Origin of the sequence: Clostridium sp. MB05 (genome assembly GCF_046581255.1) — a bacterium.
GTDB lineage: Bacteria > Bacillota > Clostridia > Clostridiales > Clostridiaceae > Clostridium.
The window spans coordinates 27,159-53,294 of sequence record NZ_CP174370.1 but is presented as its reverse complement, the minus strand read 5'-3'; the positions used below and the strand labels follow the sequence as shown (position 1 = coordinate 53,294).

Sequence of the window (26,136 nt, the reverse complement as noted above, 5' to 3'; positions counted from 1 at the left end):
TAAGAAACAAATTTAGAAATTTATAGGAGGATAACTTGCTATGGAAGTAATTTTTGAATACGAAGAAAATATTTATCTACCAATTGAAACTATATCTGTAATTGGAAAGTTTAATAATTATGATCCTATCAAGGGAAAGATGGTTAAAGACAATAATAAATGGATATTTAAATGTAATTTAAAATCAGGAGAGCACCCATATAAATTTCTTATTAATGGGGAACTAAAGCTTAATGATTCAGCTGCTAACATATATTTACCAGATGATAATGAGGAACTTTGGTCTATAGTCATGATTAATGAAAATGACCAAAGAATGTATAACAATACTCAATATACAACCCATATAGAAAAGTATAATATAAGTTCTGCAATAAGCGAAAGAGAGAATATTGCAAATAAAAAGAATTTTAACTTGTTGTTAGATAAGAAAATAGTAACAAGATTTCAATTTACAAATGTAACTGGACTACATACTGTAACGGCTGCATGGTATACACCTAAAGGTGAGTTATTCCAAATAAATGAGAATAATCTATTTGCCCCACCAGATGAGAAAAAGCCAATAATGTTATGGTTTTGGATGGACTTAACAGATAATACTCGTGAATATTCTATTGGAAGTTGGAAGATGAAGCTTTTTATAGATGGTGAATTTATATTAGAAGATGAATTTCATTTGCTAAAAAATGCAACATATTCAGCACAAGGAAAGTACTTTTAATACTTTATATTAAAAATAGTTTATATTATGTATCAAATCAAAAGATTAACTTATTTAACTATAGATATAAGCACCTAAAGGTGAGTATATAAATTATAAAAAGTAAAGGATGTGAAAAGTTATGAAAATAACTAGTGATGTTAGTTTAAATGTGAATGTCTTATCTAAAAAAGATGACAGTAAATTTAATAATAATACAAAAAGTATTAATTGTAATACAGATAAGCAAGCATCTAGCATAAAATCAGCTGCAGCTAACTATAAGGATTCAATTGTTAGTATATCAGAAAATTCTCCAAAAGTTGTAGCTGAAAAAAAAGATACAACTAAAAGTTCTATAGGGAAATTTTTCAAGTCAGTATCTGATAAATTTTCATTTGTAGCTAGTGAATCAAAAAAATTCATTAAAACAGCAGTTTCTGTAGGTGAAAGTGTTATTAATACAGTAAGTTCAGTATCAAAAACTATTTTTAATACTGGAAAATCTATATCAAAAACCACAAGAGATGCTTTACAATCAGTAGGTAATAAAATATCAGATAGTGCATCAAGAATATCTAATACCGTTAAACAAGTAACAACAGCCTCTGTGGAGCTAAAAAAAGCGGCAGAGGATATTAAAAATTCATCTATATCTTTAATTGAAACAGGAGCAAAGACAACTGTTTCAGTAGGAGCAGATGTTATGGAAGTAGTAGGAAAAGTTGGAGCATCAGTAGTTCAGATTAAAGAAACTTGGAATAGTCCAAACAGTGGTGTTATAGGTAAAATAGTTCAAACTGGTGGAATTGCCAAGGATGGAATAAACTCTATAAAGGATCCTATAAAAAGAATACCTAATACACTTTCAACAGGATATAATGAAATTAAAAAGGATTATAATAATATAAAAAATTCTATTAAAAGTTCAATGTCTCATATACAAGAGGTTAAAAAGATGATTATATCAGTTAGTAGAGATGTAATTGATACAGCAAAATCAGTTGTAAATGAAGTTAAAGAAACAAGTAAAATTGTGGCTAATAGTATAAATGATGCTGTAACTAATATAAAAGATACAGTTTCCAAGGGATATAAAGACATAAGCAATGCTATTGAAAATGGATATGAAAAGAAGAATGACAGTAGTTTAGAAGGTAACATAGGTATATTGCCTAATTTAGCTTAATTGAAAATGGTGTTGTATTAAAATAACTTTTGATAATGGCACATGGAAAGAGAGGGTTCGTAAATTGAATCCTCTTTTTCTTGTGTATCAATCATGGGCAAAAACTTGAAAGTGCAAGTTAGTTATAGTTAAGATTTTTTATTATTTCTAATTTCGGGTATAGGTCTTCTCAAAAACATATTGAAAAATGCTTTTTTATCAAAAGGTATTAGTGGCCATAGGTATGACTGGTTTCCAAAAGCCTTTGTTGTGCCTATTATTACTAAAACAATTATTAGGCCTATAGAGAAGCCTATTGTTTTGAATAAACCAGTTAATATTATTAAAAACAATCTAAAAATACGAATTGCCATACCAAATTCAATACTTGGTGATGCAAATGTACCTATTGCAGCAATAGCCATATATAATATAGTTTCCGGAACGAACCAACCAACATTTACGGCCAATTCACTTAATATTAAACCTCCTATAATACCAAGGGATGTTGAGAGTGCATCAGGAGTATGAATAGATGCTGTTCTTAAAAAATCCAGACCAAATTCTAAAATAATAAGTTGAATAAAAAGAGGAATATATCCTGTTTCTTTAGGTCCTATAAAGGCAAGATAAGAAGGTAAAAATTCCTGATTATATACCAATAATAGCCATAATGGTGAAATAATAAATGCTAAGAACATAGCAAAAAATCTTATCCATCTTAAATATGTACCAACTAAAGGATTTTGATAGTAGTCTTCAGCATGTTGCGTAAAATGAAATATTGTTACAGGTAGAAGAATTACACTTGGAGAAGTATCAACTATTATTGCAATATGTCCTTCAAGAAGATGGGCAGCCACAACGTCTGGTCTTTCTGTAAATCTAACTTGAGGAAGTGGATTGTACCATTTCTTTTTAATTAAAAGCTCCTCAAGGGTCTTTTCTGCCATTACAAGTGCGTTCACATCTATTTCATCTAGTTTATTCTTAAGTTCACCTAATAGTTTATGATCTACTACATTATCAATATAACCAATAGCTACATCTGTTCTTGATTGACTTCCTACATTTTTCAATTCAAATATTAAATTAGGATCTCTAAGCCTCCTTCTTATTAGTGTTGTATTAAAGATAATAGTTTCTACAAGACCATCTCTTGACCCTCTTGTAACTTTTTCTAAATCAGGTTCTTGAGGACTTCTTACAGGATATTCTCTTACATCTAGTATAATTCCTTCATTTTCACCATCTATTAATAAAGCGGCCCCTCCAGAGAGGACTGATGTTTTCATTGGCTCTAAGGTATTAAAGGTATCTACTTCTATATATGCAATTTCACTTTGGATAAGTTTAGCTATAAAGTCAGCAGAGATTTCTTCTTTTTTTAGATTTTGAAGTCTTTCAATAACGTAAAGTAATATTTGGTCTTTTGCAAAGCCGTCAATAAAAATTAAGTAAGAATTTATATTTCCTATATTAATATTTCTGCCAATTATATCAAAACTTTTACTTATTGCTAGTTGTTCCTTTATTAATTTTATATTTTCATTTAAATTTGAAGATAAAGCCATGTAGGCACCTCCTTTACAATATATGTCTAATCATCTTTATATAAAAGTAGTATGTGAATCCTAGAAGAGAATATACTAAACTTTTTTATATTAAAAGTATTATGGAGAACTAAAAAAGTATAATGCACATATATATAATTATTTAACCTTAGATTTAAATATAAAATATTAATTAAATTTAATAATTATAAAAGTTCATACAAAAGTTATTATGTCTGAACCATATGAAGAACAATCTTCTAGATTACAAGAAATGGCTGGAGAAGCAGAAACCTTAAAGAGCTATTCAGATATATTAAATAATCTAATTAAAAAGTTTAAGATATAGTGAAAATAAAGAGTCTTCATTGAAAGTTGAACTAGGACATAAGTGATGATATAATTTTAAAGTATAATACATTAAAAGCTTCGATTAATCTTCGAAGCTTTTTTGATATATAATAAGTTAGGGGTGATTTATATGTCCAGTTCTTTATTAACTAAAAAATCATTAGCTAGATCTTTAAAAAGTTTAATGAAGACAACACCATTACATAAAATATCTGTAAAGGATGTAGTTCAAGATTGTAGTTTAAACAGACAAACATTTTATTATCATTTTCATGACATATATGCTTTGGTAGAGTGGATATATAAAACCGAAGCCCTTGAAAGTATATCAGAATATAAGAGTTATAATACGTGGGTTGATGGATTCTATAAGATATTTTTATATATAGAAAGCAATAAAGCTTTTTGTTATAATACTTTAAACTCATTAAGTAGAACTCATCTAGATATGTATCTTTTTTCTGTAATAAATGATTTGCTTATGGGAGTTATTAATGAAATATCTAGTAACATGAACGTTAAAGCAGAAGATAAAAAGTTTATTGCTAATTTTTATACACATGCTTTTGCAGGATTAGTAATTCAATGGATGAAAGATGGAATGAGAGAGGATCCAAAGATTTTAATAGAAAAGCTTAGAGAGTTAATAGAAGGAAATTTTATAAGAGCATTAAGAAGATATGAAGTTTAAACATATCTTTATCAATATATAGTTTAACTGTTTCGATGTTTTTATCTGTAACTGATGAAATACTAAATATGATGAATTAGTAAATACAGGATCACCATTTGAAAGTAAAACATTAATAATTTTAGGTATAATGATGCTATTCTTAGGTGTATTTGGATATAGAAGAGAGATAATAAAATAAATTTTATTGAAATTCAGATAATCTATAAATAAAAAATATATTTTTTTAATTTTCATAAAAATAATCAGTTATAAAACAACCTACTCTTTAAAGAGTAGGTTGTTTTATTTATATAATTTTATACAAGAGAAAATGTACTAGAACATTAAGTAAAATATTAAATAAATTATACCTTATTCAGAGGAGCAATTTACAACAATGAGAGAAGTAATTAATATATATTATGAATTTCTAAGAGAAAAATGGTTTTATTTAGCAAATACAAACATTTACATAAAAATATGAGAAAAAATAAACGGATATTGTTGAATTTTAGGTTTTTTTAACTAAATTAACTTTAAAAAAATTCGAAATTAGAAATATAGATTAAAATATATGAAAGTAAAAAAAATTGTATAAACAAGAATAAAATATATTATAAAGGGAGATGAAAATGAAAATGAAAAAGATAAGAGAAAAAACAATAAAACAAGAAATATTTCAACTTTTAATTATGACCTCAATAATACCTATATTAGTGATGGGAGTGGTTAATTTTTACTCACTTAGTAAGAATATTAATAAGTCTGTTGATATTACAATTAAGGGTAGTGTTGATATTATAAAAGAGGCATTAGTAAATAGTAATGCAAATAGTTATAGAGATATAGATTATTTATCAATGGATCCAAATGCTAAAGGGATAAAGGAAAATAAAAATAATGAGGCATTATGGTTCGGAAAAACTTTACAAAGTTATTTCGAAAAAAAAACTGATATAATGAATTTGTCTATTGCCAGTGAAGATGGGAAGTATATATTAGTTCCACATGAAGATGTGGGAAGCGATTTTAATCCCAAAAATAGACCTTGGTATAAGGAAGCAATTAATAACCCATCAGAAATTATTATGTCTGAACCATATGAAGATGCAGTAAATAAAAAAATAGTGGTTACCTATTCTAAAGCAGTTAAAAGTGATAATGGTGAAATACAAGGTGTAGTATCATTAGATAAGAATCTAGATAGACTTTCAGATATAGTAAGAAATATAAATTTTGGGAATAATTCATTTGCAACTGTTTTAAGTGAAAATGGAACTATTGTTGCACATGGAGATAATAGCTTAATAGGAAAAAATGCAAAAGAGGTTCCTTGGATAGAAGAAGTACAAAATATTGAAAATAATACGAGCAAGAATATAGATATAGATGGAGTAGAGTACTTAAGTTATAAAACAATAGAAAATGGAACTGGTTTATCTGTAGTTGTATTTGTTCCAACGCAAGAATTATTTATGGCAGCGCTAAAAGAAATGTTATTACCTTTAGGAGTTTTTATAGCAATTATAATACTAATTGTAATAGTTTCAAAAATATTTACAGGTAAATTAACAAATCCTATAAGAGAAGTAGTAGAAAGTTTAAATAAAATCAAAGATGGAGATTTTACTAAGAAAGTAGAAAATAAATTCTATTATAATAAGGAAATTAATTCAATGATTAATGGGTTAAATATATTAATTGATGATATGATAATCTTATTAGGTGGTGTAAAGGAAGCTTCAGATAAAGTAAATGAAGGATCGGAGATATTATTTGGAATTATAAAAGAATCTAGCAATGTAGGTGAAGAAGTTGCAAAATCAGTGCAACAAATAGCAGAAGGAACTACAGATCAAGCAGCTGAATTAGATGCTGGGGTTCGTATAGTAGGGTTATTAGAAGAAGAAGTTAATAAGTCTATAGAAAGCTCCAATATGATGCTAGAAACTTCGAAGGATGTTAAAACATCTTCAACAGAAGGAACAGTCGCTTTAAGAAACCTAAGTACAACATACGAAAAAAACAAAGAAGCTAGCGATAATATAGCTGTAAAAGTAGATATACTAGCAGCTAAGTCAGAAGAGATTGGAATTATCGTTGATGCAATTAAGTCAATTACAGGACAAACTAATCTTTTAGCTCTAAATGCAAGTATAGAAGCTGCAAGAGCTGGAGAAGTAGGTAGAGGATTTGCTGTTGTTGCAGAAGAGGTAAGAAAACTAGCAGAAGAATCAGCTAAGTCAGCAACAGAAATTAATAATGTTATAGAGGAAGTAAAAGGAAGCATAAAAGAACTTTATGAGGATACCTTAACTACTAAAAAGTTAAATGATGAAACAGAAAAAAGTTTAGTAGTAACAAAAGATAAATTTAATATAATAGACAATATGATTAGCGAGCTAGAAGAAAATATAAATGATGTTACAGCTTCTTTAGATAAAATAAGAGAAAGTAAGGACACTGTTGTTGAAAAGATATCAGAGGTTGCAGCTGTATCTCAAGAAACTGCAGCTATAACCGAAGAAGTAAGTGCTGCATCAGAAGAACAATCATCAGGTTTACAAGAAATGGCTCAACAATCAGAAACTTTAAAAGATTATTCAGATATTTTAAATAGACTAATTAAAAAATTTAAAATATAAATATAAATAAATGGCTCAATAGGAAATCTATTGAGTCATAATTTTTCAAAGAAATAACCTCATTTTATTTGAAGAAAATTTATTATAGAAGTTAAATTTAAAATGTACTTTAAATAAAGAATTAATCAAATAAGACATATAAATATGCCCCTAAGAAAAGTAAACAATGAATATAGTTTTGCATATGATAGAAAATATTATTGTATTTCTAGGGGAAATAATGTTTGTAAAGTTCGAGAATATAAATGATAGAAAGATTATAGATGTTAGAACTAAATCGGAATTTTTGATAATGAATATGACAGAATATAATATACCAGTAATAGATGAACTTCAGCATCAAAAGATAAAAAGTTTTTATCCCTTGGCTATTTTTATAATAAGCATAGGAATAATAAAAAATAGAAAGAAAATAAAAAAATTATTATTGGAAATGTCGAACAATAGAAATGATGAGGTTATAATAGCTTGTTCTAGAGGGAGGCTAAGAAGTCCAATTACTTATTTATATGCTAGAATTATAGGTGTAAAATGTAAAATACTATGGGGTGGATTAAAGAAAAAATATTATGTAAAAATGAAACAGTAGATAGATTTGTTTTAGAACAAATCAACTACTGTTTTTTCTATAGGATAAATTAAAATATCAAGTACAAAGCTAATTAAATGCAAAAAATAACCACATTGGCACTAGAAGAAATATTCAGATTCAGTTCGTATTCCTGTATATACAAAATAGTTAAAAGTACAATAAGAAGTTCTCCATAATTCAATCCAGTACATGTAATGAGGTAGGTTAAGTATTACAAATAAGTTAAAAGTATAAATAACTTTTCCTTTTTAATGAAATGAAATTTCAGAAAAAAGACAAAAATGTGTTATAAAAATAACTATTATAGACAACCTTTTATAAAAGGTTTACAATTGGTTTTAGATAACGTTTAAATAGGAATAATTTACAACCATTTTGGGGGTGGGGTGTAAAAAGTAATTAGAGTTTAATATACAAAATTGTGTATATTAAAGTAAATTTTATGAATGTTTTCTTAAATTTATATAGAAGACTTAAAAATAATAAATCAGGGGAGATGAATTCATGAATACTATAGTGTGTATCAAGCAGGTACCAGGAACATCAAAGGTTGAGGTAGATGAAAAAACAGGAGTTCTAAAAAGAGATGGAATAGATACAAAGATGAATCCATATGATCTTTATGCATTAGAAACTGCTTTTAATATTAAAGAACAAAAAGGTGGAGAGGTAAATGTAATAAGCATGGGACCACCTCAAGCCATGGAGGTAATAAGAGAAGCTTTTTCCATGGGTGCTGATAATGGAATATTAATATCAGATAGAAAATTTGCAGGTGCAGATGTTCTAGCAACTGCATATACAATATCACAAGGAATAAGAAAATCTGGGGAGTTTGATTTAATTATTTGTGGTAAACAAACAACTGATGGGGATACAGCACAAGTTGGTCCAGAAATAGCAGAATATTTGGACATTCCTCATGTGGCCAATGTTAGAAAGATCTTAGAAGTAGCAGATGATTACATAGCAGTAGAAATGGATATGGCAGATACAGTTGAAATTGTAGAAATTAAATATCCTTGTTTATTAACTGTAGAAAAAGACATATTTGAACCTAGATTACCTTCATATAGAAAAAAGATAGAATCAAAAGGTAGGGAAATTAAAGTTATATCATTAAATGACTTTGAGGATAAAGATGAAAATAAATATGGTTTAAATGGATCACCAACGCAAGTAGAGAGAATATTTCCTCCTGAATCTAATGCACACCATGAAATATGGAGTGGAGATTCAGATGAAATAAGTGAAAATATAGTTAATAAATTAAAAGAATTAAAGTTTGTTTAGGGGGATATGATATGGCTAAATTAGTAATTAATCAAGATAAAGTAATAAATATAGATGAGATTATTAAAATTTGTCCTTTTGGAGCATTAGAAAATGATAATGGAAAATTAGATATAAATTCTAATTGTAAAATGTGTAAGTTATGTGTAAAAAAAGGACCTAAGGGAGCTGTAGAGTATTTAGAAGAAGAAAGAATATTGATAGATAAAAGTAAATGGAAAGGGATAGCAGTATATGTAGATCATGTTGATGGAGATATACACCCTGTTACCTTTGAACTTATAGGAAAGGCAAGAGAATTAGCTAATAAAGTGAAGCAAGATGTATATTGTATTTTTATAGGACACAATATAACTGAAAAAGCAAAGGAATTGTTACATTATGGAGTAGATAAAGTATATATATATGATTATGAGAAGTTAAATAACTTTATTATAGAACCATATACAGCAATGTTTGAAAGTTTTATAGATGAAGTTAAACCATCTGTTATTTTAGTTGGAGCAACTAATGTAGGAAGATCATTAGCACCAAGAGTAGCAGCAAGATATAGAACAGGTTTAACGGCTGATTGTACCGTTTTAGATATAAAAGAAAATACAGATTTAATACAGATAAGGCCAGCCTTTGGCGGAAATATAATGGCTCAGATAATTACTCCGAATTCAAGACCTCAGTTAGCTACAGTTAGGTACAAGGTTATGTCTGCCCCAGAAAGAAGTAGGGAAGCACATGGAGAGTTGGTAATTTGTAATATAAATAAAGACAAGCTGAATTCTAATATTACTGTTAGAAGTGTAGTAAATAAAGAGAAAGAGCATAGCATATCAGAAGCTGATGTTTTAGTTGTTGCTGGAAGAGGAGTAAAAAGCGAGAAAGATATGAATATGATTAGAGAATTAGCCAATCTTTTAGGAGGAGAAGTTGCAGTTACTAGACCTTTAATTGAATCAGGATGGGAAGATGCTAGCAAACAGGTTGGTTTAAGCGGAAGAACAACTAGGGCTAAGCTTATAATAACATGTGGAGTATCTGGTGCAGTTCAATTTACAGCTGGTATGAATAACTCAGATTATATATTCGCTATAAATAAGGATGATAAAGCACCAATATTTAAGGTTGCTCATTATGGAATCGTAGGAGATATATATGAAATAATTCCTAAATTGATTCAAAAGATTAAGGAAAATGGAGGGGAATCATATGCAATATAACAAAGTACTAAATCAAAATATAGAGGATATAAAAGCATTAATTAATGATGAAGATAGAATTTTTTATGGAGAAAATATAAATGAGGACTATAGTCATGATGAATTAGGTTTTGTTAGAAAACTACCAGATGTAGTTGTTAAAGTAGTTACAACTGAAGAAGTATCTAAAATTATGAAGTATGCTTACGAAAATAATATACCAGTAACAGCAAGAGGTTCTGGAACAGGATTAGTTGGAGCGTGTGTACCATTAGAAGGTGGAATAGTTATAGATTTAAGCGGAATGAATAATATATTGGAATTAGATGAAGAAAATCTAACCCTAACAGTAGAACCAGGAGTTTTACTTATGGAAATAGGAAAGTTTGTTCAAGAGCACGACCTTTTTTATCCACCAGATCCAGGTGAAAAGACAGCTACAATAGGTGGAAATATAAGTACTAATGCAGGTGGAATGAGAGCTGTAAAGTATGGTGTAACAAGAGATTATGTAAGGGGCTTAGAAGTTGTAACTCCAAAAGGGGATATTATAAATATAGGAGGAAAGGTTGTAAAAAATAGTTCAGGATATAGTATTAAGGATTTAATAATAGGTTCAGAAGGAACTTTAGGAATAATAACTAAAGCAATATTGAAGTTACTTCCATTACCTAAAAAAGCAATAAGTTTATTAGTACCTTTTAAAGAATTAGAAACAGCTATTGAAACTGTACCAAAAATAATTAAATCAAAAGCAGTTCCAACAGCTATTGAATTTATGCAAGGTGAAGTAATACTTGCAGCAGAAGAGTATTTAGGTAAAAAGTTCCCAGATCATAGTTCAGATGCTTATTTATTATTAACCTTTGATGGAAATTCAAAAGAGGAGATAGAAAATAATTATCAAAGAGTTGCTGATATATGTTTAAATGAAGGTGCTATAGATGTATTTATATCAGACACAGAAGAAAGACAAGAAGCTATATGGTCTGCAAGAGGAGCTTTCTTAGAAGCTATAAAATCTTCTACAACTGAAATGGATGAGGTAGACGTAGTAGTTCCAAGAAATAAGGTTGCTAGCTTTGTAAAGTTTACTCATAAGCTTCAAGAAGAGCATAAAATAAGAATAAAAAGTTTTGGACATGCTGGAGATGGAAATTTACACATTTATATTTTAAAAGATGATTTAAATGAAGATGAATGGCAAACAAAACTTAATGATGTAATGAAATGTATGTATGATAAAGCTAAAGAACTTAGAGGACAAGTTTCGGGAGAACATGGAATAGGATATGCTAAAAAGGGATATCTAAGCGAATCATTAAGTGATGAAAATATAGAGTTAATGAGGGGAATAAAATCAGTTTTTGATCCTAAGAATATATTAAATCCAGGAAAAGTATGTTATTAGAATGAACTATAAAAAGCCTAGTGAATAGAGATGTCACTAGGTTTTTTATTAAATAATTATTTAAATAACCATATTGGTTTAATTAATCAAATTAATGGAATAATAACCAATGAGGTGATATTTTTATGAAGTCAGTTTGGAGTGAAAGTTATACTGTTAAAGAAAGAAAATCATTAAATGGTGATATTGAAGTAGAAGCAGTAGTGGTAGGTGCTGGAATTGCAGGGCTATTAACAGCTTATATGCTTAAAAAAAGGGGAGTAGATGTTGTTGTTATTGAAAGAGATAGAATATTAAATGGAAACACTTTAAATACTACAGCTAAGATAACTATGCAGCATGATATAATTTATAGTAAATTAATTAAAGAATTTGGGCAAAAAAATGCAAGGGATTATGCAGTTGCAAATCAATTAGCAATAAAAACCTATAAAGATATAATAAATGAAAATAAAATAGACTGTAATTTTGAAGAAAAGGATGCGTATATATACACTTTAAATAATCCTAAAGGAATAATTGATGAATATGAAGCTGCTAAAAAATTAGGAATAGATGCAGAACTAGTTGATGAAATTGAATTGCCATTTAAGATAGAGAAGGCTTTGAAATTTAAAAAGCAAGCTCAGTTTAATCCAATTAAGTTTTTAAATTACATAGCAGAAGATTTAAATATTTATGAAAACACAAAGGTTACAGATATAAAGGAAAAAATAGTAATAACTGAAAAAGGGAATGTTAAAGCTAAAAATATAGTAGTTGCAACACATTTTCCGATTATAAATTTTCCAGGCTATTATTTCTTAAGAATGCATCAAGAAAGAGCTTATGTAATAGCATTGGAGAATGCTCAAAAGTTAAATGGGATGTATGTTGATGAAAACAAAACTGGATATTCCTTCAGAAGCTATGAAGACTTAGTAATATTAACTGGAGCAGATAGAAGAACTGGTAGTAATGAAGAGGGCGGAAGATATGATGAGCTAAGAAAACTTGCAAAAGAATTATATCCAGATGCAATTGAAAAATATAATTGGTCAGCACAAGATTGTATGACTTCTGATGGAATTCCATATATAGGATTGTACTCTAAAGAAATGCCAAATGTTTATGTTGCAACTGGATTTAATAAATGGGGAATGACATCCTCAATGGTTTCAGCAATAATTTTATCAGATAAGATAGCTGGTGTAATGAATGACTTTTACGATATATTTTCACCAAGCAGATTTGATATGACTGCATCGATAAAAAATATGCTTATAGATGGAGCACAAACAACTTATAATTTTATAGCTCAAAAAATTCATATTCCAATGGACACTATAGAATATATAGAAAATGGAACTGGTGGAATAGTTATTTATAATGGTGAGAAGGTTGGTGTGTATAAAGACGATGAAGGAAAAGTGTACGCAGTTTCAACAAAATGCCCACATTTAGGTTGTGAATTAGGTTGGAATAGTGATGATTTATCCTGGGAGTGCCCATGTCATGGATCAAGGTTTGATTACAAGGGTAATTTACTAGATTCACCATCTATTAAGAATTTAAAATATGAAGAATAATAGCACATATAATAAGAAAAAAAGTTTTTTTGAAGGATGGTATTTTAAAAACCAATATAATGGTGGTAGCATTGCATTTATTCCAGGAATAAATATAGATAAATGCGGTCTTAAATATGCTTTTATTCAAATTATAACAAACACAAACTCATATAATATAAAGTATAAATTTGAAGATTTTTCAGTTAGCTATGATAAACTAACAGTTAAAATAAAAGATAATATATTTTCTAGAAAAGGTATAATATTAAATATAAAAAGTAACGAAATTAAAGTAAATGGAAAGCTAAGTTATGATAGCATTACACCTATTAAATACGATATAATGGGACCTTTTTCATTAGTTCCATTTATGGAGTGCAATCATGGAGTAATAAGTTTACATCATAAAATTAATGGGAAATTAAATATAGATAACAAAGAAATTGTAATAGAAAATGGAGTTGGCTATATTGAAAAAGATTTGGGGACATCATTTCCTAAATCATATTTATGGATTCAAAGTAATAATTTTAAAGAAGAAAAAACGAGCATTATGGTTTCCATAGCAGATATACCTTTTTTAGGATTTGAATTTAAGGGCTGCATAGCAGTAGTTTTATATAAAGGTAAGGAATATAGATTAGCAACTTATAATGGAGTTAAAATAATTAAATATGATGAAAAAGGATTAATTATAAGAAGAGGAAAATATAAATTAGAAGTACTAATAAATGAAAATTATCCACAAAAATTGTTAGCTCCTGATGGTGGTGAGATGGTTAGAACTATTTATGAAAACATAGAGTGTACAGCAAAATTTAAATTTTACATAAATCAAGAAAAGATATTTGAATTAGAAAGTAAGAATACTAGTTTTGAGTATGTAAAGTAAAAGGACTTAGAAAACCTAAGTCCTTTATATATTACATTGATTTATGGAATGTTCTGTTTATAACATCTAATTGTTGTTCTCTTGTTAACTTAATAAAGTTTACAGCATAACCAGAAACTCTAATAGTTAATTGAGGATATAATTCTGGATGTTCCATAGCATCTAATAAAGTTTCTCTATCAAATACATTAACATTTAAGTGATGAGCATTTTGACCAAAATATCCATCCATTAATGAACCTAAGTTCTTAATTCTGTCTTCAGAAGTTTTTCCTAAAGCATCTGGAATTATTGAGAAAGTATTTGATATACCATCTTGAGAATGTTCATATGGTAACTTAGCAACTGAATTTAATGATGCTAATGAACCACTGTTATCTCTTCCGTGCATTGGGTTTGCTCCTGGAGCAAATGGTTCTCCAGCTTTTCTTCCATCTGGAGTAGTACCAGTTTTCTTACCATAAACAACATTTGAAGTTATAGTTAATACTGATTGAGTGTGGTAAGCATTTCTGTAAGTCTTGTTTTGTCTGATTTTGTTCATCATGTTTTCAACTAGATATACAGCTATATCATCAACTCTATCATCATCGTTTCCGTATTTAGGGAAATCTCCTTCAATTTCAAAATCGATAGCTACGCCTTCTTCATTTCTTATTGGTTTTACTTTAGCATATTTAATAGCTGAAAGTGAGTCAGCACAAACTGAAAGACCAGCTATACCACAAGCCATTGTTCTAAACACATCTCTATCATGTAAAGCCATTTGTAATTTTTCATAAGAGTATTTATCGTGCATGTAGTGAATAACATTTAAAGTATTAACGTAAAGGTTAGCTAACCAATCTGTCATTAGCTCAAACTTTTCCATTACTTCATCATAATTTAAGTATTCACTAGTTATTGGAGCTAATTTTGGTCCAACTTGCATTCCATATTTTTCATCTTTACCACCATTTATAGCGTAAAGTAAAGTCTTAGCTAAGTTAACTCTAGCACCAAAGAATTGCATTTGCTTACCAACCTTCATAGCAGATACGCAACAAGCTATAGCATAATCATCGCCCCAGTAAGGAGCCATTAAATCATCATTTTCATATTGAACAGAGCTTGTATCAATAGAAACCTTAGAACAGAAATCCTTAAAGCCTTGAGGTAATCTTGTTGACCATAAAACAGTAAGGTTTGGTTCTGGTGATGGTCCTAAAGTGTATAAAGTGTTAAGAATTCTGAAAGAGTTCTTAGTAACTAAAGTTCTTCCATCTAATCCCATACCACCGATTGACTCAGTAACCCAAGTTGGATCTCCTGAGAATAAATCATTGTATTCTGGAGTTCTTAAGAATTTAACAAGTCTTAGTTTCATAACAAAATGGTCAACTAATTCTTGAGCTTCTTCTTCAGTAATTAATCCAGCTTTTAAATCTCTTTCAATATATATATCTAAGAAAGTTGAAGTTCTTCCAAGAGACATAGCAGCACCATTTTGGTCCTTTATAGCTCCTAAGAATCCAAAGTATAACCATTGAATAGCTTCTTTAGCATTAGTAGCAGGTCCTGAAATATTTAAACCATAAGTTTCAGCTAAACCTTTTAATTCTTTTAATGCAACGATTTGATCTGAAATTTCTTCTCTTAATCTAATAACATCTTCATCTATACATCTAACTTCTAAGCTCTTCTTTTGATCAATTTTATCTTGTATTAATCTATCAACTCCATAAAGAGCAACTCTTCTGTAGTCACCTATGATTCTTCCTCTACCATAAGCATCAGGAAGACCAGTTATAACACCTGATTTTCTTGCTAATCTCATGTCATCAGTATAAGCATCAAATACTCCTTGGTTGTGGCTCTTTCTATATTTAGTAAATATTTCAGAAATTTTAGGGTTTATTTCATATCCATAAGACTTAGCTGCATTTTCAGCCATTCTTACTCCACCAAAAGGCATAACTGCTCTTTTTAATGGGGCATCAGTTTGAACACCAACTATTTTTTCAAAAGCTTTGTCTATATAACCAGCGTTATATTCATTGATTCCAGAAATAGTTTCGGTATCAACATCTAAAACACCATTTTCTCTTTCTTTTTTAAATAATTCACTTACTTCTTCCCATAACTTAGTTGTTGCTTCTGTAGCACCGACTAAAAAGTTATCATTTCCTTCGTATGCAGTATAATTTAGTTGTATAAAGTTTCTTACATCAATAGATCTAGTCCATTGACCTTCTTTAAAATTGATCCATTCTTGCTTCATATAGTGCACCCCTTTTTCTAACATTTAATAAACATTAACTTTATTGGAAATAATTATCAATGAATAATGTTTATCAAGTAAATTTTAACATTAAAGCTGATTTATTGCAATGAGTTAGTGAATAAATTGAGCAATAAAAATGAAATAAGTAAATCGATATACTAAAAATATGGATAAAATAAATTAATTAATAAAAAATATTGAATAATATATTTTATCGATATATAATTATAAAGAAATAACAGATATGTTTTAGGAGGAAGTTATGGCTGGAGATAGAAAAATTTGTAGATGCAGAAATGTAAGCTACGTCGATATAAGAAAAGAAATGATAAATGGAGCAAGAACGTTAGAAGAAATAATGGAAAAGACAGGAGCAGCTACTTGTTGTGGAGGATGTACTAGTGAAGTTAAATCAATTTTAGAATCTGTATGTAGTTGTAAAGGTGTATCATTAGAAGCAGTAGTAAATGCAGTTAATAATGGTGCTGATACAGTAGAAAAGGTTGGAGAAGTTACAAAAGCTGGTACTGGATGTGGTAGATGTAAATCTCTGATAGAAAATGTTATAGAATTAAAGAGATAGAGTATATTTTGCTATTAATTACACGAAAATAAACCTTAAGGATAAAATACCTTAAGGTTTATTTTTCTAGAATCAACTTATTAATTAAAGTGAATAAAAATGACTGGAACTTTAAAAATATTTAATTATACATATGAATAAACATTAATGAGTGAAAATGAATTAAAATGAATGAAATTGGTTGAAATTGATTTTTAAAAGTTGTATTATTTAGTTGGGAGTGATTTTAATGTTAACTGAAGAAAGACATAAGCGTATCCTGGAAGAACTTAAAAATAATTCTGTAATACACGTAAATGAACTTGTGAAAATATTAGACACATCAGAGTCAACAATAAGAAGAGACTTAAATTTCTTAAATAAGGAAGGAAAATTAAAAAAGGTTCATGGAGGTGCTACTCTATTAGAAAAAGAGTTTCATACTAAAGATGATTTGGTATCAATAAGAGCAACATTAAATATAAATGAAAAATCAATGATTGCAAAGTATGCGGCAAGCCTTATAAAAAAAGATGATTTTGTATATATAGACTCTGGAACAACAACTAATTTGATGATTGATTTTATAAAAGAAAGAAATGCTGTATATGTTACTAATGGAATAAATCAAGCTAAGAAGTTAATAAGCAATGGATTTAAAACTTATATACTTGGAGGAGAAATAAAGGCATCTACAGAAGCTGTAGTTGGTGTTGAGGCCATAAATAGTTTTAAAAAATATAACTTTACAAAGGGGTTTTTTGGAACAAATGGTATATCAGATTGTAGAGGATATACTACGCCAGATATTAAAGAAGCACTAGTAAAAGAAGAAGCATTAAAAAGAACAAGAAGTCCGTATATCTTAGCAGATCAAACTAAATTTGATGAAATAAGTTGTGTAACTTTCGGAGAAATAGATGGAGCAGTAATAATAACAACAATATTAAATAAGAGTAATTACAATAATAGAGCAAAAATAGTGGAGGTTTTAAAACTATGATTTACACTATAACTTTTAATCCAGCACTAGATTATATAGTAAGGGTTGAAGATTTTAAATTAGGACAAGTAAATAGGACATCTTATGAAGAAGTTTATGCTGGGGGTAAGGGTATAAATGTTTCTATAGTATTAAATAATTTAAATGTGGAAAATGTAGCACTTGGATATATAGCTGGATTTACTGGCGATGAGATAGAGAGAAGGGTTAAATCTTTTGGCTGTAGTACAGATTTTATAAAGCTTAAAGATGGTGTGTCTAGAATAAATGTTAAATTAAAGGCTAATGAGGAATCGGAAATAAATGGGCAAGGACCAAATATTACAAGTAATGATTTAGAAGAGTTATATAAAAAACTAGATTTATTAAAAGAAGGCGATATTTTAGTCTTAGCTGGAAGTGTTCCCAAAACTCTTCCTAAAAATATATACGAAATAATAATGGAGAAGTTATCTAATAAAGGTATTAAATTTGTTGTTGATACAACAGGAGAGCTTTTATTGAATGTATTAAAATATAATCCATTTCTAATAAAACCTAATAATCATGAATTAGCAGAATTGTTTAATACTACCATAGATATTGAAGAAGAAATAATAATTTATGCAAAAAAGCTTAGAGAAATGGGAGCTAGAAATGTTCTAGTTTCTATGGCTGGCGATGGAGCTATATTTATAACAGAGAATGATGAGATAATTAAGTCAGAGGTTCCAAAGGGAAAGCTTATTAATTCAGTTGGGGCTGGTGATTCAATGGTAGGTGGTTTCATAGCTGGATATTTAAGAAATAAAAGCATAGAAGAAGCCTTTAAGATTGGTGTTGCAACTGGAAGTGCTAGTGCATTTTCAGAGGGGTTAGCAACGAAAGAAAAAATTTATGAATTATTGAATGAAATACTATAGTTTAGAGGGGAATTATAATATTTTTGTATATATAATAGATTAAATAAGTATATTTACAAAGGAAACCATGTGAATGAATTTAGAATAATTAATAAGAATATTAATTATTTATTCAATTTGCTAATTAATTATATATGTAATATAATACAAGTATGGGGAAATGATGAAAATAAATCTATAATATGGAGGGTGATGAGATGAAAAGCTTAAAAGGTACTAAAACAGCAGAAAATTTAATGAAGTCTTTTGCGGGAGAATCACAAGCTAGAACAAGATATACTTATTATGCTAGTGTAGCTAAAAAGCAAGGCTATGTTCAAATAGCTAATATATTCCTAGAAACTGCAGAACAAGAAAAGGAACATGCAAAGAGATTTTATAAGTTTTTAAAGGATGATTTTGCAGGAGAGGCTGTAGAAATAAATGCTGCGTATCCGGTAGATTTATATGATGATACTGCTAAAAACCTAATGGCAGCAGCTAAGGGGGAGCATGAAGAATGGTCACATGATTATCCTGAATTTGCTAGGATTGCGAGGGAAGAGGGATTCCCTACAATTGCAGCAGCTTATGAGAGAATATCAGAAGTAGAAAATAGACATGAAAGAAGATATAATAAGTTATTAAAGAATATAGAAGAAGGAAAAGTGTTTAAAAAGGATAATGTAGTTTTATGGAAGTGTAACAATTGTGGGTATATTTTTGAGGGTGAAGAAGCCCCTGAAGTATGTCCGGCATGTTTACATCCACAAGGATATTTTGAAGTATTTACAGAAAATTATTAATAGTAATTAATGGCTTAAGAGTACATACTCTTAGGCTATTTTTTTAATCTATATAAAATAGTTAATAATAATATTTCGTATTTATAAGTTTCTGAGATATTTATATTATAAAAGTAAAATAAATGTGGAATATAGCTTTGTTTATTATGTATAATTAATAAAGTAAATAGCCAAAATTTTGAATTGAGAGGTTAAAGTTATGACTAACTCTTTAAAAAAGAAATTTACCGCCATATATATTACTTTAGTTATTATTATTATAGCAGTGGGCATGGTTTCTACATTTAATATATATACTCTTAGAAAATCTATAAATGGATTGATTACTAATAATTATAAAAGTATTGATACAAGCAATAATATGATTAAATGCATAGATAATCAAGATAAAGCTATATTAATATATTTACAAGAAAACAAAGAAGAGGCATTAAACCTATTTCATACAAGTGATGATGAATTTTACAAGTGGTTTTATATTGAAAAGAGTAATATAACAGAAACTGGTGAAGAAGAACTAGTAAATGAGATAGGCTTACAGTATATAGAGTTTAGCAAGTTATTCTCATCCTTACAAGATCATAATAATGGTGCAAATCATAATGAATTAGTAGAAATATATAAAGAAAGAATAGCACCTCAAATAATATTGCTTAAAGAAAAACTTAATGCTTTATCAGATTTAAATGAAGAAGTTATGTTTAATAAAAAAAGTAATTTAAAAAATAGTGCAGAGTCATCAACATATTTAATTATATTGGTATCAGTTGTAGGAGCAATATTTGGAGGATCTATAGCTATGTTTTTTACCAATAGATATTTTAATCCAATACACCTTTTGTTAAATGCTATAAAATCAGTAAAAGAAGGTAATTTAAATAAGCAAGCTCCAGTAATATATAATGATGAAATAGGGTTATTAGCTAAAGAATTTAACAACATGACAAATAGATTATACGAATTTGAAAAAAGTACTAAGGGAGACTTAATGTCTGAAAAGAACAGATCTATAAGTATAATCAAAAGCATATCAGATCCTATAATAGTCTTAGACGATAAATTTAAAATTAAGTTCATAAACAATGAAGGAGAAAACTTTTTTAATATAGAAGAAAAAGATATTGTTGATAAAAATTTTCTAGAAGTAATAAATATATCAGAAATATATGATTATGTTATAGAAGTTATAAATAATGATGACGAAAATATAGAAAAGTTAATAGAGATAACGAAAAACAATAAAAAATATTTCTTCAATATAACAGCCACTATTATTAAAGGATCAGAGAAAAAAATTAATGAAGTAGTTGTATTATTTAAGAATATTACTGGACTAAAAGAGCTCGAGATGGTAAAAGTAAATTTTATAGGAACAATATCCCATGAGCTTAAAACTCCATTAACCTCAATAATGATGGGAGTTGGACTTATAAGTAATAGCAATATAGGCAGATTAAATAAAAAACAAGAAGATATATTAGAAGCTATAAAGGAAGATGTACAGAGATTAAATGATTTAGTATCAAATTTACTAAAGATATCACAAATTCAATCAAACAGAGCATCATTTAATATAAAATCTAATGATATTAATGAATTAGTATATGAATGTGTAGAAAATTTTTTAACTCAAGCAAATGAGAAGGGAATAGATTTAAGTTTAGAGTTAGAAGAAAGGCTGCCGTATGTTATGATAGATGAAGAAAAAATAAAGTGGGTATTAAATAATTTAATATCTAATGCAATAAGATACACAAAAAATGGAACAGTAAAATTATCAGGATACATTAAAGAAAACTATATAGTTATATCTGTAAAAGATACAGGAAGGGGAATACCAAAAGATTATTTAGAGAAGGTATTTGAGAAATTTGTTAGAGTAGAAGGATTTGAAATCCCAGAAGAAAGTACAGGTTTGGGGTTATCCATAGCAAAAGAGATTGTAGAGATACACGAAGGTAAAATTTGGTGCGAAAGTAGAGTTGGATTTGGAAGTAAGTTTACATTTACTATCCCAATAGCACAAAAGTAATTAATTAGGAGCTGATTATATGAAGAGGGTTTTAGTGATTGATGATACAAAAAATATAAGAATATTATTAAGTACTTGCTTAGAGTTGAGAGGATATGAGGTTATTACGGCAGACAATGGTATTGAAGCATTAAATATAATAAACAATGTAAATGAAAATATAGATTTAATATTTTTAGATATAAGAATGCCAGGAATAAGTGGAACAGAAGTTTTAAAAAATATTAAGTTTAATTGTCATGTTGTTATAATGACAGCTTTTGCAACTGTGAAAAATGCAATAGAATGTACTAAATTAGGAGCAGTAGCATATTTACAGAAACCTTTTTCACCAGACAGAATAAATCTTGTATTGGATGAAATTGAAAATAAAGATTTAGATAATAAGAATGATAATGAAAACATAAAGGATAATCTAGATAAAGTAAGAGAGTTGTTAAATTCAAATAATATAGAAGCCGCTCATGATCTTTTAAAAGCTTCAATAGGAATAGATCCATATAATAAGGAAATATATTTATTAATAAGTGAAGTTAATGAATTAGCTGGCAATATAGAAGAAGCAAATAGATTTAAAGAGATATATAAGTTATTTAACTGATTTGAATTAAAAAACTCTTAATGGATAAAATAACACTATACTTAACAGGAGGTGTTATTTATGAAAGAAAAAAATGAAGCAATTGATAGATTACCAGAAAATAAAGAGGTGCAAACACCACATAGTAATGCACAATCAATAAGAGCTGTAGTTAAAAAGTCTGGTGAAATAATTGGGTATGAACTTTCAACTGGAGAAAGGATATCAAAAGAAGAAGGAGTTCAAATGGCTAAGAGTGGTGAAATAGCTGGTGTTTCAGTTTCTATATCTAGGAAAGGTGAGGAATATTTAAGAAGTCTTCCAGACCAAGACGAGAACAATAATTTAAGTTCTTTACCAACAGTAAAATAGAATACAAAATAATTTAAGTTATGATATGAATTTATTTTAAATAAAAAGGCTAAGGAAAAACTAATATATGTTCCTTAGCCTTAATTTATATAGTTAATATGATAGATTTAAGTTTCCACTAACTGTTTTTATATTGGCTTTAGTTGAGCCATCTCCAAGGGTTAATGAAACATTTTCTTTATTAAGTTGTTTGTTATTATCTTTATTTTTATAAAAATCTCCATTTACTGTTGAGTAGTTAATGGATAAATTACTATCATTAGGTGTAGATAAATAAACCTCTCCAGAAGTTGTATTAATATCGATATTAGTTAGGGATGGTGAAATTAAGGCTGAAACATTTCCATTAACAGTTGAAAGCATTACCTTACTAGAAAGCTCTGTTGATGATATATTACCATTTATAGTATTTAGATATAAATCTTTAGTTCTAAAAGTGTTAGTGGTTATATTTCCATTAGTGTTAGAAATATTTGAAGCTTCACAGGTTATATTACTAAGAGATATATCAGAGCTAATTGACTTCAAATTAAGAGATTTTAGCGTTAAATTATCTAATTTTATACTGCCAGAGAATAAATTTGCACTTAAATTATTAGAATATGAGTAAGGTATCTTTATTAAAAAGTCAATATTCTTTTTATTATTTACAACAGAAGATAAATTACTAGATGGTAATAAATTTAATGTCTTATTGTCTACATTACTTGATATAAAATCATTATTATTTTGTATTTGCATTCCTTCATTAGAGTATGCATATAAGCTTAAAGTATCACCAGGATAACTTTTAAGAAAAACAGTATATCCATTAAAATCTATATTTATATTATCAATTTCATTTAAATTAAATGTTTTTGAAAAAATTTCATCTCCGTTTATAGTATTAGTTCTATTAACTGAGTGCTTATTAAAAAGATCTTCAAGTATAGACTCATTTGCATTAAAATAATTGCTAAGCTTAAAATTACTATAATATAATTGAAAAAATGCGGTACTGAAGCATATTATAGATGAAACTAGGAGAAAAGACATAAAGAATTTCATTTTAGTGCTAATTATTTTTTTGTTCGTCATTACTTTTCCTCCTTTATTTTTGAAGAGATCCAATTTACTAATCTTTTAATTAATATAACACATAGTTTTATTACATAATATAAACTTAATATTAAAAATATAAACAATAGCGAGCTTCCAGCGACAGTAAAAGCTATAACTGAATTTGGAAAATCCAATATAAATGAAGGAAAAATAAAAATTCCTATTGTATTAGTAGCAACTTTTCCAAGGAGAATACCTATACCTACAACACTAATAGAAAGAGTAGTAACTATTAAAGAGATTATAATAGCAAATATAGTTCCTGCTATCCCAAGAGTTATTGGTCCAAATAGGATTAAACTAAGAATTATTATTATTAATGTTATAATAAAATTATTAGAAGATCTTTTTTGGCTTTCATGTGCATATTGATCATGATAATTTAAATCACTATGATTTTGTTTTGAATTATAAGCATTTTTATACTTTAAATCTTCTTCATTATTTATATTTTCTTCATTTAAAGGAGCTTGATATTTTTTTAAGTATCCATTTCTATATTTATCAACTATGTCATATGGATTTCCAAGTTCATTAATTATTTCATCATCACTTTTTCCAGATGCAAAGCCAATATCAAAATGCTCTTTGTAATCATATAAAATATCACTTAACTTTCCTTCTGGAAAGTCATTTAAACCTTGTTTAAGAATATCTAAAAATGTATCTTTAGTCATTATAATTATACCCCCTATAATAACATTACTAATAGAATTTATAAATTTCTTTTAGCGAGGTTATTAAAAACATTTATTTAATATTAGTATATGAAATAGTATTATATATCACAAGGTGATAGATAACCTTTAAGAAAATTTTAAGATGTAGATAAGTAAATATTAAGAAGTGGAAAAATGTTAAAAGTGTGGAAAGTTATCCACAAAATGTGGACAACTTGTAAAAACTGTTGAAAACTTTTAAAAAAGGTATTGACACAATATATATGCGAAGAATATATGTTTGTAACAATATGATGATTTTTGGCAAAGAACGTTAATATATGTACTAGAGTGTAGTGGTTAAAATCCTTTAGTTTCATATGTTAAAATAAAGTTATGCACAGTTTGTACAAAATGTGGATAAAAACTGTGGATAATGTTACACTAATACTATAAATATAGAGAAATTAAGGATTATTTAGATTTAGCCTGTGGACAACTTATATATTAATAAGGAATGTGGATAAAATATATGCTAAAGTTTGTTGAAATTTAGAAAGATAATCTAACTTAAGGAGAGAAAAATGAAATATAATAAAAATATATATGAAGCAGTATTTAAAAAAAGACCAAATAGATTTAATGCTATAGTTATATTGAAGGATGAAGAGATAGTTGTACATGTTCCTAACACAGGAAGATGTAAAGAAATATTAAAAGATGGAACAAAGGTATTTTTAAGAGAAGAGTTAAATCCAACAAGAAAAACAAAGTATGATTTAATTGCAGCTATTAAGGGAGATACTTTAATTAGTATAGACTCTCAAATACCTAATAAAGTAGTTAATGAGGCATTAGTTAATAAAAAAATTAATATTTTGAATAAGTACACTAAAATTAGCAGAGAAAAGACTTTTGGAAAAAGTAGATTTGATTTTAAGTTATCCACAGAAGATGAAAAGGAAATATATTATTTAGAGGTTAAGGGAGTAACATTAGAGGAAAATGGACATTGTATGTTTCCAGATGCTCCAACAGAAAGAGGGGTAAAACATATAATGGAGCTTATAGAAGCGAAGAAAAAAGGTTTTGGAGCAGGAATTTTATTTTTAATTCAACTAGATAATGTTAAGACCTTTTCTCCTAATGATATAACTGATGTTGAATTTGGTAATGCATTAAGATTGGCAAAAGAAAACCATGTAGATATAATGGCGTACAGCTGCATAGTTGATAGAGAAGGAATTGAAATAAATAATATTGTTGATATAATATTTAAATAGTAGATTAAAATGATTATAAGCTTATATTAATATTATTTGCTGAATTAAGAGGTGTATTATGAAGTACAAGTTTTGTCCTTTATGTGGTAAAGGATTAGAAGAAAAATATAGTTGGGATGAGGGTGGTGTACCTTATTGCGCACATGATGATGTTATGTTTTTTGACACACCAAAGCCATGTATAATGGTCGCTATAGCTAAAGAAGATGAGATATTATTGCTAAAGCAAAGTTATATATTTGAAAATTCTAAGGTTTTATTATCAGGATATGTTGGAAACAACGAAACGGCAGAGCAAGCAGTTTATAGAGAAGTAAAAGAAGAAGCTGGAATTGATATAAATAATATTACATATCTAGGATCTGACTATGTAAAAGATAAAGAAATCTTAATGATAACATTTATGGCAGACTATGTTTCAGGAACTATAAAAAAATCTACTGAAGTTGAAGGTATGGGATGGAGCAAGCTTTCAAGTGCTTTAGATGAAATGAAGGAAGATATAATAGGAACAAAAGTAGTAAAAAAGGTTTTAGAGATAAAAGAAATAAGAGAAGAATAAACTTCTCT

General features: G+C 27.9%; 23 protein-coding genes. 19 read left to right on the top strand and 4 right to left on the bottom strand.

Going from position 1 to position 26,136, the window contains the following annotated elements:
* The first annotated feature begins 40 nt into the window (after nt 1-40).
* Both ACH36K_RS00335 and ACH36K_RS00330 read left to right on the top strand, forming a co-directional pair.
* Entirely contained in the window at nt 41-724 is a 684-nt protein-coding gene (locus ACH36K_RS00335; protein WP_411169088.1) for a hypothetical protein, read from the top strand.
* A gap of 121 nt (nt 725-845) precedes the next feature.
* Nucleotides 846-1,892, top strand: coding sequence for a hypothetical protein (locus tag ACH36K_RS00330; RefSeq protein ID WP_411169087.1), 1,047 nt, complete (start codon nt 846-848; stop codon nt 1,890-1,892).
* A gap of 128 nt (nt 1,893-2,020) precedes the next feature.
* Here the strand turns inward: ACH36K_RS00330 and ACH36K_RS00325 are convergent, their stop codons facing one another.
* On the bottom strand, nt 2,021-3,445 hold the full coding sequence (locus ACH36K_RS00325) for a spore germination protein (RefSeq protein WP_411169086.1): 1,425 nt from the start codon (nt 3,443-3,445) through the stop codon (nt 2,021-2,023).
* 460 nt (nt 3,446-3,905) lie between these two features.
* On the opposite strand from ACH36K_RS00325, the gene dhaS reads away from it, so the two are divergent.
* The 8 genes from dhaS (at nt 3,906) to ACH36K_RS00285 (ending at nt 14,024) form a co-directional block, all read left to right on the top strand.
* Entirely contained in the window at nt 3,906-4,466 is a 561-nt protein-coding gene (dhaS, locus tag ACH36K_RS00320) for a dihydroxyacetone kinase transcriptional activator DhaS (protein WP_411169085.1), read from the top strand.
* Between the two features lie 614 nt (nt 4,467-5,080).
* On the top strand, nt 5,081-7,093 hold the full coding sequence (locus ACH36K_RS00315) for a methyl-accepting chemotaxis protein (protein ID WP_411169084.1): 2,013 nt from the start codon (nt 5,081-5,083) through the stop codon (nt 7,091-7,093).
* 220 nt (nt 7,094-7,313) lie between these two features.
* Nucleotides 7,314-7,682 carry a hypothetical protein gene (locus ACH36K_RS00310; protein WP_411169083.1) on the top strand — a complete coding sequence of 123 codons (369 nt, stop codon included), beginning with the start codon at nt 7,314-7,316 and terminating at the stop codon, nt 7,680-7,682.
* A 507-nt stretch (nt 7,683-8,189) separates the two neighbouring features.
* Nucleotides 8,190-8,978: an electron transfer flavoprotein subunit beta/FixA family protein gene (locus ACH36K_RS00305; RefSeq protein WP_411169082.1), complete on the top strand. Its 789-nt coding sequence runs from the start codon at nt 8,190-8,192 to the stop codon at nt 8,976-8,978.
* Between the two features lie 11 nt (nt 8,979-8,989).
* Nucleotides 8,990-10,192 carry an FAD-binding protein gene (locus ACH36K_RS00300; RefSeq protein ID WP_411169081.1) on the top strand — a complete coding sequence of 401 codons (1,203 nt, stop codon included), beginning with the start codon at nt 8,990-8,992 and terminating at the stop codon, nt 10,190-10,192.
* The gene (locus ACH36K_RS00295) at nt 10,182-11,582 is read left to right on the top strand and encodes an FAD-binding oxidoreductase (protein ID WP_411169080.1); all 1,401 of its coding nucleotides are present in this window, start codon (nt 10,182-10,184) and stop codon (nt 11,580-11,582) included. Before ACH36K_RS00300 ends, ACH36K_RS00295 begins: the two co-directional genes overlap by 11 nt.
* A 125-nt stretch (nt 11,583-11,707) precedes the next feature.
* On the top strand, nt 11,708-13,150 hold the full coding sequence (locus ACH36K_RS00290) for an FAD-dependent oxidoreductase (RefSeq protein ID WP_411169079.1): 1,443 nt from the start codon (nt 11,708-11,710) through the stop codon (nt 13,148-13,150).
* Complete coding sequence (locus ACH36K_RS00285) at nt 13,140-14,024, top strand: tocopherol cyclase family protein (protein ID WP_411169078.1); 885 nt, start codon at nt 13,140-13,142, stop codon at nt 14,022-14,024. The genes ACH36K_RS00290 and ACH36K_RS00285 overlap by 11 nt, the downstream gene beginning before the upstream one ends.
* Before the next feature lie 31 nt (nt 14,025-14,055).
* Here the strand turns inward: ACH36K_RS00285 and pflB are convergent, their stop codons facing one another.
* Entirely contained in the window at nt 14,056-16,284 is a 2,229-nt protein-coding gene (pflB, locus tag ACH36K_RS00280; protein ID WP_411169077.1) for a formate C-acetyltransferase, read from the bottom strand.
* Nucleotides 16,285-16,549: 265 nt separating this feature from the next.
* Here pflB and ACH36K_RS00275 point away from each other — a divergent pair, with 265 nt between their 5' ends.
* From ACH36K_RS00275 to ACH36K_RS00245, 7 genes are all read left to right on the top strand, one after another.
* Entirely contained in the window at nt 16,550-16,870 is a 321-nt protein-coding gene (locus ACH36K_RS00275; protein ID WP_411169076.1) for a (2Fe-2S)-binding protein, read from the top strand.
* 229 nt (nt 16,871-17,099) lie between these two features.
* Entirely contained in the window at nt 17,100-17,852 is a 753-nt protein-coding gene (locus ACH36K_RS00270; RefSeq protein WP_411169075.1) for a DeoR/GlpR family DNA-binding transcription regulator, read from the top strand.
* Nucleotides 17,849-18,754, top strand: coding sequence for a 1-phosphofructokinase (pfkB, locus tag ACH36K_RS00265; protein WP_411169074.1), 906 nt, complete (start codon nt 17,849-17,851; stop codon nt 18,752-18,754). Before ACH36K_RS00270 ends, pfkB begins: the two co-directional genes overlap by 4 nt.
* Nucleotides 18,755-18,951: 197 nt before the next feature.
* Entirely contained in the window at nt 18,952-19,539 is a 588-nt protein-coding gene (gene rbr, locus ACH36K_RS00260) for a rubrerythrin (RefSeq protein WP_322412721.1), read from the top strand.
* A 199-nt stretch (nt 19,540-19,738) separates the two neighbouring features.
* On the top strand, nt 19,739-21,571 hold the full coding sequence (locus ACH36K_RS00255; RefSeq protein ID WP_411169073.1) for an ATP-binding protein: 1,833 nt from the start codon (nt 19,739-19,741) through the stop codon (nt 21,569-21,571).
* 19 nt (nt 21,572-21,590) lie between these two features.
* On the top strand, nt 21,591-22,172 hold the full coding sequence (locus tag ACH36K_RS00250) for a response regulator (protein ID WP_411169072.1): 582 nt from the start codon (nt 21,591-21,593) through the stop codon (nt 22,170-22,172).
* Nucleotides 22,173-22,232: 60 nt separating this feature from the next.
* Nucleotides 22,233-22,523 (top strand): DUF3892 domain-containing protein, encoded by a 291-nt coding sequence (locus ACH36K_RS00245; protein WP_322413656.1) that lies wholly within the window; start codon nt 22,233-22,235, stop codon nt 22,521-22,523.
* A 93-nt stretch (nt 22,524-22,616) separates the two neighbouring features.
* On the opposite strand, the gene ACH36K_RS00240 is transcribed toward ACH36K_RS00245, so the two are convergent.
* Both ACH36K_RS00240 and ACH36K_RS00235 read right to left on the bottom strand, forming a co-directional pair.
* Entirely contained in the window at nt 22,617-23,600 is a 984-nt protein-coding gene (locus ACH36K_RS00240; RefSeq protein ID WP_411169071.1) for a DUF4097 family beta strand repeat-containing protein, read from the bottom strand.
* Nucleotides 23,600-24,301: a DUF1700 domain-containing protein gene (locus ACH36K_RS00235; RefSeq protein ID WP_411169070.1), complete on the bottom strand. Its 702-nt coding sequence runs from the start codon at nt 24,299-24,301 to the stop codon at nt 23,600-23,602. Before ACH36K_RS00235 ends, ACH36K_RS00240 begins: the two co-directional genes overlap by 1 nt.
* Before the next feature lie 566 nt (nt 24,302-24,867).
* Between ACH36K_RS00235 and sfsA the strand changes: the two genes are divergently transcribed.
* Nucleotides 24,868-25,566 (top strand): DNA/RNA nuclease SfsA, encoded by a 699-nt coding sequence (gene sfsA / locus ACH36K_RS00230; protein ID WP_411169069.1) that lies wholly within the window; start codon nt 24,868-24,870, stop codon nt 25,564-25,566.
* Between the two features lie 58 nt (nt 25,567-25,624).
* Nucleotides 25,625-26,128: an NAD(+) diphosphatase gene (locus ACH36K_RS00225; protein WP_411169068.1), complete on the top strand. Its 504-nt coding sequence runs from the start codon at nt 25,625-25,627 to the stop codon at nt 26,126-26,128.
* Nucleotides 26,129-26,136 lie beyond the last annotated feature (8 nt).

Coding starts and splice junctions, on each gene's coding strand:
- pflB (WP_411169077.1), bottom strand. CDS start 16,284: ATGAAGCAAGAATGGATCAATTTTAAAGAAGGTCAATGGACTAGATCT.
- ACH36K_RS00255 (WP_411169073.1), top strand. CDS start 19,739: ATGACTAACTCTTTAAAAAAGAAATTTACCGCCATATATATTACTTTA.
- ACH36K_RS00250 (WP_411169072.1), top strand. CDS start 21,591: ATGAAGAGGGTTTTAGTGATTGATGATACAAAAAATATAAGAATATTA.
- rbr (WP_322412721.1), top strand. CDS start 18,952: ATGAAAAGCTTAAAAGGTACTAAAACAGCAGAAAATTTAATGAAGTCT.
- ACH36K_RS00240 (WP_411169071.1), bottom strand. CDS start 23,600: ATGACGAACAAAAAAATAATTAGCACTAAAATGAAATTCTTTATGTCT.
- ACH36K_RS00275 (WP_411169076.1), top strand. CDS start 16,550: ATGGCTGGAGATAGAAAAATTTGTAGATGCAGAAATGTAAGCTACGTC.
- ACH36K_RS00285 (WP_411169078.1), top strand. CDS start 13,140: ATGAAGAATAATAGCACATATAATAAGAAAAAAAGTTTTTTTGAAGGA.
- dhaS (WP_411169085.1), top strand. CDS start 3,906: ATGTCCAGTTCTTTATTAACTAAAAAATCATTAGCTAGATCTTTAAAA.
- ACH36K_RS00270 (WP_411169075.1), top strand. CDS start 17,100: ATGTTAACTGAAGAAAGACATAAGCGTATCCTGGAAGAACTTAAAAAT.
- sfsA (WP_411169069.1), top strand. CDS start 24,868: ATGAAATATAATAAAAATATATATGAAGCAGTATTTAAAAAAAGACCA.
- ACH36K_RS00245 (WP_322413656.1), top strand. CDS start 22,233: ATGAAAGAAAAAAATGAAGCAATTGATAGATTACCAGAAAATAAAGAG.
- ACH36K_RS00290 (WP_411169079.1), top strand. CDS start 11,708: ATGAAGTCAGTTTGGAGTGAAAGTTATACTGTTAAAGAAAGAAAATCA.
- ACH36K_RS00225 (WP_411169068.1), top strand. CDS start 25,625: ATGAAGTACAAGTTTTGTCCTTTATGTGGTAAAGGATTAGAAGAAAAA.
- ACH36K_RS00335 (WP_411169088.1), top strand. CDS start 41: ATGGAAGTAATTTTTGAATACGAAGAAAATATTTATCTACCAATTGAA.
- ACH36K_RS00325 (WP_411169086.1), bottom strand. CDS start 3,445: ATGGCTTTATCTTCAAATTTAAATGAAAATATAAAATTAATAAAGGAA.
- ACH36K_RS00305 (WP_411169082.1), top strand. CDS start 8,190: ATGAATACTATAGTGTGTATCAAGCAGGTACCAGGAACATCAAAGGTT.
- ACH36K_RS00310 (WP_411169083.1), top strand. CDS start 7,314: ATGTTTGTAAAGTTCGAGAATATAAATGATAGAAAGATTATAGATGTT.
- ACH36K_RS00295 (WP_411169080.1), top strand. CDS start 10,182: ATGCAATATAACAAAGTACTAAATCAAAATATAGAGGATATAAAAGCA.
- ACH36K_RS00300 (WP_411169081.1), top strand. CDS start 8,990: ATGGCTAAATTAGTAATTAATCAAGATAAAGTAATAAATATAGATGAG.
- ACH36K_RS00235 (WP_411169070.1), bottom strand. CDS start 24,301: ATGACTAAAGATACATTTTTAGATATTCTTAAACAAGGTTTAAATGAC.
- ACH36K_RS00330 (WP_411169087.1), top strand. CDS start 846: ATGAAAATAACTAGTGATGTTAGTTTAAATGTGAATGTCTTATCTAAA.
- pfkB (WP_411169074.1), top strand. CDS start 17,849: ATGATTTACACTATAACTTTTAATCCAGCACTAGATTATATAGTAAGG.
- ACH36K_RS00315 (WP_411169084.1), top strand. CDS start 5,081: ATGAAAATGAAAAAGATAAGAGAAAAAACAATAAAACAAGAAATATTT.